We start from the raw sequence: 13,104 nt of genomic DNA on the forward strand, positions 1-13,104 counted from the left end.
CCACAGGCCGGTCCCGCCCACGACCGTGCCCACCACGCCCAGACCCCCCAGGGTCAGGGCGGTCCGCCGGCTGACCGACCTCACGACCCGTCCTCCCCCCGGGCCAGCACGGCCCGACGCTCCTCGTACTCCTGCGTGCTCAGCTCTCCAGCGGCGTACCGCTCGTCCAGGACCTGCCTCGCCCGCGGCCCGCCGGAAGACGTTCGAAGGTCCGCGCCGCCGGAACCATCTGCCAGGCCACCAGCCAGCACGCGCACGGCCGTGTAGCCGAGCAGCGCGACCCCGACCACCAGCAGGACCGACCACAACCAGGTCACCGGGTCAGGCTCCGCCGTCGTGGAGGTGCTCCACCATGCATGTCAGGTCCTGTCACAGGTCCTCCAGCATCTGTTCCATCACGTCGATCTCGGCCTCCTGGTCGGCCACGACCTGCTGCGCCAGCTCTTGCGCGTCGGGGTCCTGCCCGTCGGTCAGAGCCCCTTCGGCCATCAGGATGGCCCCACGGTGGTGCTCGATCATCAGCTCCAGGAACCGGCGGTCGAACTCCTGCCCGGAGTGCGACTCCAGCTCGGCCATGGCCTCCTCCTGGGTCATCCCCTCCATCTGCATCGTCGTGCCCATGTCCCCGTGGCCCATGTCGGCCATGTCGTCCTCGGGCGCGGGTGGCTCACCCCAGGCCTGCAGCCAGGTGTGCATGAGCTCGATCTCGGGGCCCTGAGCCGCCTCGATCTGCCCGGCCAGGTCCTGCACCTGCGGGGTGGCGGCGCGTTCCTGGGCCAGCTGGGCCATCTCGACGGCGCCCTCGTGGTGCACGATCATCTGCTGGGCGAACTGGGTGTCCATCGCGTTGTGCGAGGTCTGCACCGCCGCCGTCGCCGTCGCCGTCGCCGTCAGGGTCGGCGGGTCGTCGTCGGTCCCGGTCTGGCTGCTGCAGGCACCGAGCACCAAGGTCAGCGTGAGGGTGGCGGTCAGGACTGGTCGCGGTGCTGAGAAGGTCACGAGGGTCCACCCTGCACCGCTCACCTGCCGGGAAGCCTCAGGTTCGATGGAGATTCGATGGAGATCCCAGGGGCAGGGCCAGGCGGAGGGTCGCCCCCGTCCCCGGCCCGTCGCTGGCGGCGGACAACGTGCCCCCGTGGGCTTCCACGATGGCCCGGCTGATGGTCAGCCCGATGCCCGAGCCGGACCGGTCCCGGTCGCGCGCGCTGTCGCCACGGAAGAACCGCTCGAAGACGTGCGGCAGCTGGTGGGCGGGGATCCCCTCACCGTCGTCGACGATCTCGACCACCGCCACCGCGCCGTCGCGGACGGCCCGCACCGTGACCTGGCCACCGGGCGCCGTGTGCCGCAGGGCGTTTCCGAGCACGTTGGTCAGCACCTGGCCCACCCGTACCGGGTCCACGTCGACCACCAGGTGCGGGCCTGCGGCCGGGTCCACGTCGACGAGCAGATCCACCTGCTTGCGGGCGTACGCCTCCCGCATCGTCTCGGCAGCCAGGCGCAGCAGGTCGGGCACAGCCACCGGTCGCCGGTCCAGGAGGAGACGTCCCTCCTCGGCCCTGGACACCTCGTCGATGTCCTGGGCCAGCCGGGCCAGCCGGTCGGTCTGCTCGGCCAGCACGGCCCGGGTCTCCGGTCCCGGCGGCACCACGCCGTCCGAGAGGCCCTCATGGTATGCCGTCAGCGTGGCGATCGGGGTGCGCAGCTCGTGGGCCAGGTCGGACAGCAGTCGCCGCCGCGTGTCCTCGACCCCTTCCAGGCGGGCAGCCATCACGTTGAACGCCTCGGCCAGCGTGTCCAGCTCGGTGCCCGAACCGACGTCGGGCACCCGGGCGTCGTAGTGGCCCCGCTCCAGCTCCTGGGCGGCGTCCGTCAGGTCGGCCAGGGGCCGGCGCAGCAGCCGGGTCAGGAACCAGGTGACCCCACCCGCCGCCAGCAGAGAGATCAGCAGCCCCAGGCCCACCGCGAGCAGCGAGGCGTCCCGGTAGGCCAGCTCAACGTGCACCATCTCCGACGCCCCCTCCGGCAGGCCAGCCCGGAGCAGGTGCTCGTGGAAGATCGGCGGTCCGACGACCGCAGCGACCAGTCCTACGGTCAGGGCACCAGCCACGAGCACGACGGCCTGTCCCACCAGCAGACGGGTCGCCAGTCCGGCCCTCCGGAGGACCCACGTCTCTTCTCGAGGGGCCCGCCGCGTTCGTCGAGGGGGCAGGTCCGTGCTCATCCCGGTCCCATCCGGTAGCCGACCCCCCGGACGGTAGCCACGTAGCGACCCTCCTCAGGGGCGTCGCCCAGCTTCCTGCGCAGGTGGGCGATGTGGCTGTCCACGAGATGTTCGTCACCCACCCAGCCGCCACCCCAGACCTCTTCGATCAGCTGGCGTCGGGAGAAGGCGGTCCGCGGGCGGGAGGACAGGGTCAGCAGCAGGTCACGCTCGGTCGGCGTCAGGTCCACCGGTCGCCCCGCCAGCCGCACCTCCAGACCCGCCTGGTCGACCTGCAGGTCACCGAACACCCGCATGGGCTCCACCGGGTGGTCCCCGCGGGAGCGGCCTGCGCGGGGTCGGCGGAGCATGGTCTGCACCCGGGCCACCAGCTCGCGCACGCTGAACGGTTTGGTCACGTAGTCGTCCGCGCCCACCGACAACCCGATCAAGGTGTCCACCTCGTCGGCCCGGGCGGTCACCACCACCACATAGCAGTCAGAGAAGGTCCGGATCCGGCGCAGCACCTCCACCCCGTCCATCCCCGGCAGCCCCAGGTCCAGGACGACCACGTCCGGGTCCTGGGCGCGCGCGGCCTCGACGGCCTCGGGGCCGGTGTGGACGACCGAGGTGCCGTAACCGGCCCGGGACAGGTAGCTCGAGACCACGCCCGCCAGTGCGCGCTCGTCCTCGACGATCAGGACACGGGCTTGATGGGCAGGGGAGTTCGTCACGGACATGCCCGCATCATCGCGCACCCGGGAGCGTGGCCCCGCCAGAACCTTCATCGAACCTACAGGCATCGCACGCAACAGACGCAGCAGACGGGACGAGACTCGCTGCGAGGTGGACCCCCGACCTGAGGAGAAGCGATGATCTGGAGCGGTATCGGCCTGACCACGCTGCTGGTCACGATCATGCTCACCGTCGCCCTCTGGACCACGGTCCTCATCACCGTCCGGGCTCTCCTGCCCCGCGGACGCTCCTCACGAAGGGGCCCGGACCTGGGCACGCGCCGACGCCGGACCGCCGGTCCCCCTCAGTGATGCTCCCGTGATCCGCCGGCGTCCTCACCGAGGACGAGGGGCGCAGAGGACGCCCGTTCGGACGACGGCAGCGGAACCCGTTCGACTCGTGACGCTTCTGTCGCGTTGAACTGCTCGCAGCGCCGGTAGACCAGTCCATGAGGATCGACGACGACCGACTCCCGCACCGCCCGCACCGGCCCGCTGAGGGCGGTGCGGGCAGCAGGGTCAGGGCATCGGGTGCGCGTGGCTGTGCTCCCAGCCTGCTTTGCCCTGGTGCATACCCGGATTGTGCGATCCGTCGAAGCCCATCATCTGGGCGTGCATCTGCACGTGCTGACCGAACGCGGCGTTGTCGTCGTCCGCCTGGGCAGACCCGGCGACGACCAGCCCAGGACCTGCCAGGGCGACGACAGCGAAGACCTTGACGAACTTGTGCATGAGTGTCCTTTTCGCGAGTGGGCGACAGCCGGTCCGCTGCCGCCAGTCCGATCGTGGCACCCGCGGTGGGGGCTGGTGGGCCGAGGACGAGTTTCTCCATCAAACCTTCGTGATCGGGGTGAGGAGTCCTTGCCCGCCACGGTCAACCGTCGGCGGGCAGGGCCGGGGAACCGGGAGCTTGTGGAGGTTGGTTGGAGGCACCCGTCGACCGAACATCAATTCTCCATGGGACCGCCGCAGATCCGCTGCCCCGGCACGTGAGGCTGGTCCGTGTCCAGCCTGAGGCCGCAGAAAGGAACACGCGTGACGACCACCAGTACATCCCGACCCGTGCAGATCGAGGTCGTGGACAGCCCTGGATGCCACTCGTGCGACGAGACGCACCGCGTGCTCAGCGGGCTCAAGAAGGACGGGTATCTCATCGAGGTCAGGTCCTTCGACGCCCGCACCGCACCGGGTCAGGACCGGATGCAGGAGCACCGGGCCGGGCTCACCCCGCTGGTGCTCGTCGACGGGGCCTTCTTCAGCCAGGGCGGGGTGTCCCGCCGCGAGCTGATCACCCTGCTGGAGAACTGAGATGGGAGAGCTGCTCACCACCGGTTCGGTGCTGGCCGCTTTCCTCGCCGGAGGGGTGGCCCTCTTCGCCCCCTGCTGCATCGTGTTCCTGGCCCCCAGCTACCTCGCCGCGGCCGTCAAGAACCGGCGGTGGCGACTGCTCCCCCTCACCTTCCTGTTCGCAGCCGGTCTGGGCCTGGTCATGGTACCGATCACCCTGGGCATCGGCCTGGTCGCCTCCGCGGTCGCGAACTACCACACCCCGCTGTACTACGCCGGCGGCGCGCTCATGCTGGCACTCGCCGCAGTCAGCCTCTCCGGGCGCATGCTCACCCTCCCCGCCTCGCTGCGCGCGCCCGACACCCGGGGCGGCGACGGGCTCAGCTTCTTCAGCCTCGGCGTGTTCTCCGGCATCGCCAGCAGCTGCTGCGCCCCCGTCCTGGCCGGGGTCATGACCCTCTCGGCTCTCTCCGGATCCGCCGTCGGAGGTTTCGCCCTCGGTCTGGCCTACACCTTCGGGATGGTCTTCCCCCTGTTCGTCATGGCCCTGTTCTGGGACCGCTTCCGCCTGGGGGAGCGACGCTTCCTACAGGCACGCCCCGTCCGGCTGCAGCTCGGCGGCCGGGTCCTGGCCACCAACTCGATCAACATCGTGGTGGCGGCCGCCTTCACCGCGATGGGCATCTTCGTGATCTACCTCGCCGGCACCGGGACGATGACCAACGGCCCGGAGTCCCAGGTCGAGATCGGCCAGGGCCTCGCCGGTCTGTTCGACCGCTTCGAGCAGTGGGTCTCCCCGCTGCCGGAGCCCTTGCTGGGCCTTGGCGTGATGGCGCTGGCCGCCGTCTTCGTCGTCGCGACCCTGCGTGACCGACGGCGCCCGCAGGGCGAGCCCCGTCAGAAAGAGGGCGTCTCCGAGGCCGACGCCCCCGCCGACACCTGCCACCACGCGCCGGCGCTGCACACCGGTGCCGTCCCCGACGACGCAGAACACCGCTGAGGAGAAGACGTGTCCACCAGAGCCGCCCGCGAGTCCCGTCTCGCCAGGATCGAGGCGCAGGAGCAAGAGGCCGAGAAGCGCCGACGACGACGCCGGTTGACCGTCATCAGCGTCGCGCTCCTGGCCGTGGTCACCGTGGTCTCGGCCATGCTGCTGACCTCACGCCCAGCCTCCGACGCCCAGGCCCGCCCGGCGCCCACCTTCACCCTGACCGACACCGACGGCCAGGTGGTCAGCCTGGAGCAGTTCCGCGGAAGCAACGTCCTCCTCTACTTCAACGAAGGTGCCGGTTGCCAGTCCTGCCTGGTTCAGATGGCCGAGATCGAGAAGGACGAGGACCTGTTCGCGGACCTGGACCTCACCGTCCTACCCATCGTCATGAACACCCGCGACCAGATCACCCGCGACATGCAGCTCAACGGGGTGCGCACGCCGTTCCTCCTCGACGACGGCACCGTGTCCGACGCCTACAACACCCTGGGCAAGGGCATGCACGCCGGACTGCCCGGCCACAGCTTCGTCCTCATCGACCGCAACGGCCAGCAGCGCTGGTACGGGGAGTACCCCTCCATGTGGCTCTCCCCGACAGACCTCCTCATACAGGTCCAGGAACACCTGCCCGCCTGACCCACCCGCTAGGCCGCATCCTCGAGCTCACGCTCGTGATCCTCTCGGTCATCACGCGAGCTTCCCCGCCGACCACGCCGGCGCGTCAGGCAAAAACCACCGCTTGGTGGACAGTCCCGACGGTGGCGTGACCACCAGCCTGCGGTGTGGCCAAGCCCGAGCTGGGGGCCTCCGCCGCGGCTCTCGTGTTGGCCGCGGCCCGAAGTTGATGCCACGTGGTGGACCTCTCGTACTCGACTGGTGGGACCTGCCCACGCTTGAGTGGAGCTGGCCCTCCTTGCACAAGTCCACCCAGCCGGCATTCGCGTACGCGACCTCACGCCCTGCACCCATTCGAGCCGGCGGCACCTGTCGGCCACGTCATGCATTCTGAGATCCTGACGGCCTGCGGAGCCGCTGGCCTTCCGCCAAGTCCGTACACGCCATGGTCGACTCCGGGGTGCCAGTGCGTCGGGGGCACCACCGGGATGCGTAGACATCGGCTCCTGGCCGAGGGTGGCTTCGCTGTGCTGCTTGCCCGAGGGGCCGTCACGAGCGGTGTGACAGCCACCATGGCGGCAGGCGTCACTAGCAGTCTCAACTGGCACACTACTGCCACACCGGGAGCGTTCCGACTGTATGCCTAGGTCAAACGCTTGCGGGTTATGCTCCCGTCACTCACCCCGAGGTCCTCGTCGAGGACAGCAGCAGACCCCCGGGCCGTCGGCCCGGGGGTCTGCTGCCTCCGTGGGGGAAGCGGTCGGCTCAGACCTTGGGACCGCTCTCGCGCCCGGGCAGTCCGGACTCCTTGCCCGAGTCCTTCAGCTGGCGGGCCGCCTTCATCCGCAGCTGGCGGGCCTCCCGCACCAGCTTGGCCGACTTCTCGGCCTTCTTCTCGGTGCCCTTGCTGTCGCGCGGGGGCAGCAGGATGGTCTCCTCGGCGGCCATGCCGGCGGCCAGCTCGCGGCCCCGCTCCAGCTCGGCATCCAGCTCGGCGCCCAGGACCAGCACGTTGTTGATGATGAAGATCAGCAGGAGCAGGACGATGACACCACCCAGGGCCCCGTAGGTGGCGTTGTAGCTGCCGAAGTTGGCCACGTAGAAGCCGAAGCCGGCCGCTGCCAGGATGGCCACCACGACGGCCAGGGCGGCACCGGGGCTGAGCCAGCGGAACTTCGGCTGCTTGATATTCGGGGTGCCCCAGTAGAGCAGCGCCACGATGACGACGAGGATGAGCAGGATCACCGGCCACTTGGCGATGTTCCAGACCGTGGTGGCGGTGCCGGAGAGCCCGATCGCGCCGAAGACCAGCTCGGAGACCGTGCCGGACAGGGTCACCGACAGGACGATGGTGATGAGCAGCAGGAGGATGACCACGGTCAGGCCCACGAGCCAGGGCCGCAGCTTCCAGACCGGGCGCCCCTCCTCGACCTCGTAGACGTTGTTCATCATCCGGCTGAACGCGTTGACGTAGTTGGACGCCGACCACAGGGCACCGAGCAGACCGACGATCAGCAGGATCCCTGCTCCCCCGGCCTCGCCCATGCTGTTGAGGTACTTCACGACCGTCTCGATCGTGCCCTGCTGCAGCCCCAGCTCGGCGCCCAGGTCCTCGATGGCCGTCTGCGTGGCCTCGCCCTGGCCGAGGAAGCTCAGCGAGGTCGACAGGGCCAGCAGCATCGGCGCCAGCGACATGATGGCGAAGTACGTCAGCGCCGCGGCCAGGTCGGGGCCGCCGTCCTCGCCGAACTCGGCGACGACCCGCTTGGCCACCGCCTTCCAGTCGGGCTTGTCCAGCTCGGCGGGGCTGTCGGGCCCACGCTCCTCGGCCTGGTCGAAGGACCCCTCCTGCTGGTCGCGGGCCATGGTCTCCCGGTGCTGCGTCTCACTCACGCGCCCCAGTGTGGCACGCAGGTCCGACCCCGGCAGGTCGGTGCGCCCCGTCCGGGGCCCGACCGGGTATGCCGAAGGGCCAGGTCCGGGGGCGGACCTGGCCCTTCTCGCGGTGCGCCCACAGGGACTCGAACCCCGAACCCGCTGATTAAGAGTCAGCTGCTCTGCCAATTGAGCTATAGGCGCGACAGCCGACAACTGTAGCACCGGGGGCAGCCCCCGCCCAAAACGCGCGGGGGGCGGGCACCCGCACCCACGGGCGCGAGGGCATACGCAAGGATGGGCCCATGCGCGCCCTGGTCAAGCCCCGTCCCGGTCCAGGCCTTGAGCTGATGGAGGTGCCCGAGCCCTCGCCGGGGCTGGGCGAGGTGAAGATCCGGGTGCTGCGGGCCGGGCTGTGCGGCACCGACCTGCACATCGAGTCCTGGGACGACTGGGCGGCCTCGATGCTGCGCCCGCCGCTGGTCGTGGGCCACGAGTTCTACGGCGAGGTCGTCGAGGTCGGCGAGGGGGTGCCCGACGACGAGCGCTACGGGCTGCGGCCCGGCCAGCGGGTCTCGGTGGAGGGGCACGTGGTGTGCGGGCACTGCCGCAACTGCCGGGCGGGCCGGCGGCACATGTGCGTCAACACCTCCAACCTGGGGGTGAACCGGGACGGGTGCTTCGCCGACTACGTCGTGGTGCCGCACTCCAACGTGTGGGTCCAGCCCGACCTCATCGACCCCGACCTGGGCGCGGTGTTCGACCCGCTGGGCAACGCGGTGCACACGGCGCTGTCGTTCCCGCTGGAGGGCGAGGACGTGCTTATCACCGGGGCCGGCCCGATCGGGGTGATGGCCGCGGCGGTCGTGCGGCACGCCGGTGCCCGGCACGTGGTCGTCACCGACGTCTCGGCCCCGCGGCTGAAGCTCGCCGCCGCCGCGGGGGCGGACCTGGTCCTCGACGTGTCGACGGAGCGCATCGCCGAGGCCCAGGAGCGGCTGGGGATGACCGAGGGCTTCGACGTAGTGCTGGAGATGTCCGGCAACCCGCGGGCGATGGCCGAGCTGATCGACAACTGCACGCACGGCGCCCGGGTGGCGATGCTGGGCCTGCCCTCGGAGCCCTACGCGATCGACTGGGGCAAGGTCATCACGCACATGATCACCCTCAAGGGCATCTACGGCCGGGAGATGTACGAGACCTGGTACAAGATGACCGCGATGCTGCAGACCTCGCAGGTGCTGCGCGACCGCGTCCGCTCGGTCATCACCCACCGTTTCCCGGCCGAGCAGTGGCAGGACGCCTTCGACGCGGCCCGCTCCGGCGAGGTCGGCAAGGTCATCCTGGACTGGAGCTGAAGGAGAAACCATGTATGCCGTCAAGGACCAGCTGCGCGCCGAGCTCGACCAGATCGAGGCCGACGGGCTGACCAAGCACGAGCGGCTGATCACCACGCCGCAGTCCTCCCACATCGCCACCACGGCCGGGGAGGCGCTGAACTTCTGCGCCAACAACTACCTGGGCCTGGCCGACCACCCGCAGATCGTCGACGCGGCCCGGAAGGCCCTGGACGACTGGGGCTTCGGGATGGCCTCGGTCCGCTTCATCTGCGGCACCCAGACCCAGCACCGCGAGCTGGAGACCGAGATCGCCGACTTCCTCGGCACGCAGGACTCGATCCTGTTCCCCTCCTGCTTCGACGCCAACGGCGGCATCTTCGAGGTGCTCCTCGGCCCGGAGGACGCGGTGATCTCCGACGAGCTCAACCACGCCTCGATCATCGACGGGGTGCGGCTGTGCAAGGCCAGCCGCTACCGGTACAAGAACCGGGACATGGACGACCTGCGCGCCCAGCTGCAGGCCGCGAGCGACCAGGGCGCCCGACGGACCCTGGTCGTCACCGACGGCGCGTTCTCGATGGACGGCTACCTCGCGCCGCTGCCGCAGATCTGCGACCTGGCCGAGGAGTTCGGGGCGCTGGTCATGGTCGACGACTCGCACGCCACCGGCTTTCTCGGCGAGGGCGGCCGCGGCACCCCCGAGCACTTCGGCGTGATGGACCGGGTCGACATCGTCACCGGCACCCTGGGCAAGGCGCTCGGCGGCGGCTCCGGCGGCTTCGTGGCCGCCCACACCGAGGTCGTCGAGCTGCTCAAGCAGCGGGCCCGCCCCTACCTGTTCTCCAACGCGGTGGCCCCCTCGGTCGTGGCCGGCTCCCTGGCCGCGCTGCGGCTGGCCCGCGACTCCGACGAGCCCCGGCGCGCGCTGCGCCGCAACGCCGAGCTGTTCCGCACGCTGATGACCGAGGAGGGCTTCGAGCTGCTCCCCGGTGAGCACCCGATCGTGCCGGTGATGTTCCCCGGCGAGGACGGGGCGCGCCGCGCCAGCCAGACGGCCGACGCCATGCTCGCCGAGGGCGTCTACGTCATCGCCTTCTCCTACCCCGTGGTCCCCCGCGGCAAGGCCCGCATCCGGGTCCAGCTCTCCGCCGCCCACTCCGAGGAGGACGTGCGCGCCTGCGTCGCCGCGTTCGTCTCGGCCCGCGACAAGGTCGGCTGAGCGCACGGACGCTGCGCCACCGGTGACCGGTGGCGCAGCGCCTCAGCGTCCGTCGGCGGTGCAGAGGATCGGGATGCTGCGCACCTCCTGCAGGGTCCGGCCGGAGTCCTCGTCGGAGAAGACCAGGTCGTTGCGACCCATCCGCAGCAGGAGGGTGCCGTCCTCCTGCACGGTCCCGGGGTCGGGCGTCCAGGCCAGGGCCTGCGCCTCCTCCAGGGTCATCCCCACCCGGTAGTCGAGCGACATGACGATGCGCCCGTCGTTCCCGGTGACCGACCAGCCGTCGACGACAGGGGTTCCGGCCGGGTCGGTGGTGACGTCGATCCGCAGGGCAGCGCCGAAGAAGTGCTGCTCGAGCGGCCGGCCGCCGCAGGCCGGGGCCGACTCGGTCCGCCGGACCTCGGCCTCGCCGAAGATGTCGGCGAGGCCCGGCAGCACCTGCCCCGCCGGCACCCCGACGGTTGCCGGTGCGGCCAGGTTGACCTGCTCGTCGGGCGCCGCGCAGTGGAGCGGGCCGAACTGGACCGTGGAGACGACGTCGTCGGTGAAGACGTGCACGTCGTCCTGGGCGTGCCAGGTCGGGGCGTCGAGCAGGATCTGGTTCTGCCGTTCCTCGGCCTCCGGCATCATGGCCAACGCCTCCTCGCCCGGCATCCCGATCCGCAGGTCGAAGGGCAGGGCGAGCAGCTCGCCCGCGTCCTCGCGCACCTCGTAGGTGTCGACCTCCCACTCCCCCTCGACCTCCCGGCCGCGGACGTAGAGCGTGGTGCCGTCGACCTCCCAGTGCGCGAAGCGGGCCTCGCCGGGGCCGGGCACCAGGCCGACGGCCTCGCAGCCGGTCGCGTCGCCGAAGTCGGGGTAGTAGCCCGGGCCGGGCGGGTCGAACTGCGGGCCGAGGTGCTCCTCGACGGCGGCCACGACCTCCTCGCCCGGAGCGGGCAGGGCGATGCCGGCGATGGACCCCGGGGCCAGCTCGAGGCGGTCGGGGGCCGTCGTCTCCCCGGCGGTGTCCTCGACGGTCGGCAAGGGCGTCGGCGTCGGCGTGGCGGTTGAGACGTCCCCGTCCGGGGGGACGGCCGGCTGCGGTGCCGACAGGTCCTGCAGGCCACCGCCGACGGCGAGGGCCAGCGCCAGGGCTCCCGCCCCGGTGGCGGTCAGCCCGGTGGCGGCCAGCACCCGACGACGGCGCCGGATCCCCATGCCGTCCTGCCACGCGGCGTCCACGAAGTCGACCTCCGCGACGTCCTCCGCACCGCGGTCGAGCAGCTCCCTCAGCCGATCGCGTGTCATGACCGTTCACCCCCGTCCAGGGTCAGCGCCGGGGCGGCCGCGGGCAGCAGCCGGCGAAGGTTGACCAGGGCCCCGCGGGCCAGCGTCTTGACCGTGCCCCGGGCGATGCCGAGCGACTCGGCGATCTGGGCCTCGGACAGGTCCTCGTAGTAGCGCAGCACCATGACGGCGCGCTGTCGGGGCGGAAGGGCCGCCAGCGCCTGCCGCACCGCGGCCCCCTCGACCCACCGCTCCGCGGGGTCGGACGCCTCCCCCCGTTCGGCCAGAGCCGTCACGACGCCGGGATCGGTGACGCTCTGCCGCCGCCCCCACCGACGCCACCCGGAGACCGCGTCGCGGTAGATGATCCGGCGCACGTAGGCGTCGGGCGAGCCCTCCCGCACCCCGGCCCACCGGCTGGCCAGCTTGGCGAAGGCCTCCTGCACGAGGTCCTCTGCCTGGTCCCGGTCCCCGCAGACGAGGTATGCGGCGCGCAGCAGCCCTCGCTGCCGCGACCTCACGAACGCGGCGAAGTCGTCGTCGACCTGGCTGGCCATGGTGTCCGTCCTCGGTTGTCCATGGCCTTTATACGCCCGGGACCGGGCCTCCGGTTGTGTCGACGGACGGATCGGGGTTCGGCACCGCCCACGCCGTCCCCTCAGGAGGGCGCGCCGCAGCCCCCCGCGCCGCAGGCGCAGCCGCCCAGGCTGCCGCCGCCGCACCCGTCGGTGTCGACGGCCGCCGAGGCGGCGCGCAGCTCCTGGTCGGTCAGCGGCGTCGCGCCCAGCCGCTCCCCCAGCCGGGCGAAGACCTCGACGAGCCGGCGCACGTGCCACTGGGGCTCGTCCAGCTCGTGCCGGTGCACCTGTGCGCCGGAGAACCGGTCGGCCAGCCAGGCGGCGTGGCCGGCGGGGCTCACGGCGGAGTCCGTGCCCCACCACACGTCCACGGGGCAGCGGACCACGGCCGGGTCGACGCCCCAGGGCTCCTGCGCCTGGGCCAGGTCCAGCACGATCCCCTCCGCGCCGGCGTCGGCCCCCAGCCCCAACTCCAGCTGGTCACGCAGGAAGACCGGGTCCTGCAGGGCCAGGGAGTGCAGCATCCGCTGCTGCTCGTCCATGTCCCGCAGCCACGCGTGCTGCTCCATCGCCGGGCTGCCCGCGTCCGGGGCGACCGGGGCCTGCGGCCACACCAGGGTCAGGGCCGCCACCCGCTCCGGGTGCAGCGCCGCCAGCGCCACGGCGGCGGGGGTGGCGCCGCCCGCCGCCAGCAGCCCGACCGGCCCGTCCACACCGGCGTGCGTGAGCACGTCGAGCACGTCCTGGGCCAGCTCGCGCGCCGGACGGACCTCGCCGCCGGGGGTGTCGCCATACCCCGGGCGGTCCACGGTGAGCACCCTCAGCCCCAGCGCACGCAGCGCGTCCCGGGCGGGCGTCGCGCTGAAGCGGGAGCCGGGGGTGCCGTGCAGGGCCACGACGGGGATGCCGTCGGCAGCTCCCTGGACGCGGTAGGCGGTCCCGCTCGTGGTGGTCGGCGTGCTGTCCGTGCTGGTGGTCACGGGGCCCATCGTC

15 protein-coding genes and 1 tRNA gene are annotated in these 13,104 nt (G+C 71.5%); 6 read left to right on the plus strand and 10 right to left on the minus strand.

Annotated features, from left to right (window positions below; translation table 11 throughout):
• Window positions 1–80: 80 nt before the first annotated feature.
• The 4 genes from FJR00_RS11780 to FJR00_RS11795 all read right to left on the minus strand — a co-directional run bounded on the left by FJR00_RS11780 (window position 81) and on the right by FJR00_RS11795 (window position 2,943).
• A complete protein-coding gene (locus FJR00_RS11780) occupies window positions 81–317 on the minus strand; it encodes an SHOCT domain-containing protein (protein ID WP_141338923.1) in 237 nt (78 codons plus the stop codon).
• A 52-nt stretch (window positions 318–369) separates the two neighbouring features.
• Window positions 370–999, minus strand: coding sequence for a DUF305 domain-containing protein (locus tag FJR00_RS11785; RefSeq protein WP_141338924.1), 630 nt, complete (start codon window positions 997–999; stop codon window positions 370–372).
• A 37-nt stretch (window positions 1,000–1,036) separates the two neighbouring features.
• Window positions 1,037–2,134 (minus strand): sensor histidine kinase, encoded by a 1,098-nt coding sequence (locus FJR00_RS11790; RefSeq protein ID WP_238330471.1) that lies wholly within the window; start codon window positions 2,132–2,134, stop codon window positions 1,037–1,039.
• A gap of 86 nt (window positions 2,135–2,220) precedes the next feature.
• A complete protein-coding gene (locus tag FJR00_RS11795; RefSeq protein WP_075957363.1) occupies window positions 2,221–2,943 on the minus strand; it encodes a response regulator transcription factor in 723 nt (240 codons plus the stop codon).
• 132 nt (window positions 2,944–3,075) lie between these two features.
• On the opposite strand from FJR00_RS11795, the gene FJR00_RS15785 reads away from it, so the two are divergent.
• Window positions 3,076–3,249, plus strand: coding sequence for a hypothetical protein (locus FJR00_RS15785; protein WP_158068614.1), 174 nt, complete (start codon window positions 3,076–3,078; stop codon window positions 3,247–3,249).
• A 207-nt stretch (window positions 3,250–3,456) separates the two neighbouring features.
• Here FJR00_RS15785 and FJR00_RS11800 read toward each other — a convergent pair whose 3' ends face one another.
• Window positions 3,457–3,669 (minus strand): hypothetical protein, encoded by a 213-nt coding sequence (locus FJR00_RS11800; RefSeq protein ID WP_075957364.1) that lies wholly within the window; start codon window positions 3,667–3,669, stop codon window positions 3,457–3,459.
• A gap of 303 nt (window positions 3,670–3,972) precedes the next feature.
• On the opposite strand from FJR00_RS11800, the gene FJR00_RS11805 reads away from it, so the two are divergent.
• From FJR00_RS11805 to FJR00_RS11815, 3 genes are read left to right on the plus strand one after another with little or no spacing between them, the layout of a single operon-like run.
• The gene (locus tag FJR00_RS11805; protein ID WP_141338926.1) at window positions 3,973–4,245 is read left to right on the plus strand and encodes a glutaredoxin; all 273 of its coding nucleotides are present in this window, start codon (window positions 3,973–3,975) and stop codon (window positions 4,243–4,245) included.
• A gap of 1 nt (window position 4,246) precedes the next feature.
• On the plus strand, window positions 4,247–5,224 hold the full coding sequence (locus FJR00_RS11810) for a cytochrome c biogenesis CcdA family protein (protein ID WP_141338927.1): 978 nt from the start codon (window positions 4,247–4,249) through the stop codon (window positions 5,222–5,224).
• A 9-nt stretch (window positions 5,225–5,233) separates the two neighbouring features.
• Window positions 5,234–5,851 (plus strand): peroxiredoxin family protein, encoded by a 618-nt coding sequence (locus FJR00_RS11815; RefSeq protein WP_075957365.1) that lies wholly within the window; start codon window positions 5,234–5,236, stop codon window positions 5,849–5,851.
• Between the two features lie 744 nt (window positions 5,852–6,595).
• Here FJR00_RS11815 and FJR00_RS11820 read toward each other — a convergent pair.
• Window positions 6,596–7,723 carry a YihY/virulence factor BrkB family protein gene (locus tag FJR00_RS11820; RefSeq protein WP_141338928.1) on the minus strand — a complete coding sequence of 376 codons (1,128 nt, stop codon included), beginning with the start codon at window positions 7,721–7,723 and terminating at the stop codon, window positions 6,596–6,598.
• Between the two features lie 113 nt (window positions 7,724–7,836).
• Window positions 7,837–7,909, minus strand: a tRNA-Lys gene (locus tag FJR00_RS11825).
• Between the two features lie 101 nt (window positions 7,910–8,010).
• Here FJR00_RS11825 and tdh point away from each other — a divergent pair.
• Together tdh and FJR00_RS11835 are read left to right on the plus strand one after the other, a co-directional pair.
• Window positions 8,011–9,063 (plus strand): L-threonine 3-dehydrogenase, encoded by a 1,053-nt coding sequence (gene tdh, locus FJR00_RS11830; protein WP_141338929.1) that lies wholly within the window; start codon window positions 8,011–8,013, stop codon window positions 9,061–9,063.
• 10 nt (window positions 9,064–9,073) lie between these two features.
• Complete coding sequence (locus FJR00_RS11835) at window positions 9,074–10,264, plus strand: glycine C-acetyltransferase (protein WP_141338930.1); 1,191 nt, start codon at window positions 9,074–9,076, stop codon at window positions 10,262–10,264.
• A gap of 42 nt (window positions 10,265–10,306) precedes the next feature.
• On the opposite strand, the gene FJR00_RS11840 is transcribed toward FJR00_RS11835, so the two are convergent.
• The 3 genes from FJR00_RS11840 to FJR00_RS11850 form a co-directional block, all read right to left on the minus strand.
• Window positions 10,307–11,554: a hypothetical protein gene (locus FJR00_RS11840; protein WP_141338931.1), complete on the minus strand. Its 1,248-nt coding sequence runs from the start codon at window positions 11,552–11,554 to the stop codon at window positions 10,307–10,309.
• The gene (locus tag FJR00_RS11845; RefSeq protein ID WP_141338932.1) at window positions 11,551–12,090 is read right to left on the minus strand and encodes a SigE family RNA polymerase sigma factor; all 540 of its coding nucleotides are present in this window, start codon (window positions 12,088–12,090) and stop codon (window positions 11,551–11,553) included. Before FJR00_RS11845 ends, FJR00_RS11840 begins: the two co-directional genes overlap by 4 nt.
• 101 nt (window positions 12,091–12,191) lie before the next feature.
• On the minus strand, window positions 12,192–13,091 hold the full coding sequence (locus tag FJR00_RS11850) for an alpha/beta fold hydrolase (RefSeq protein WP_141338933.1): 900 nt from the start codon (window positions 13,089–13,091) through the stop codon (window positions 12,192–12,194).
• Between the last annotated feature and the right edge of the window lie 13 nt (window positions 13,092–13,104).

The sequence above is a fragment of the Ornithinimicrobium kibberense genome (assembly GCF_006519705.1).
In the GTDB taxonomy this organism is placed as follows: domain Bacteria; phylum Actinomycetota; class Actinomycetes; order Actinomycetales; family Dermatophilaceae; genus Ornithinicoccus; species Ornithinicoccus kibberensis.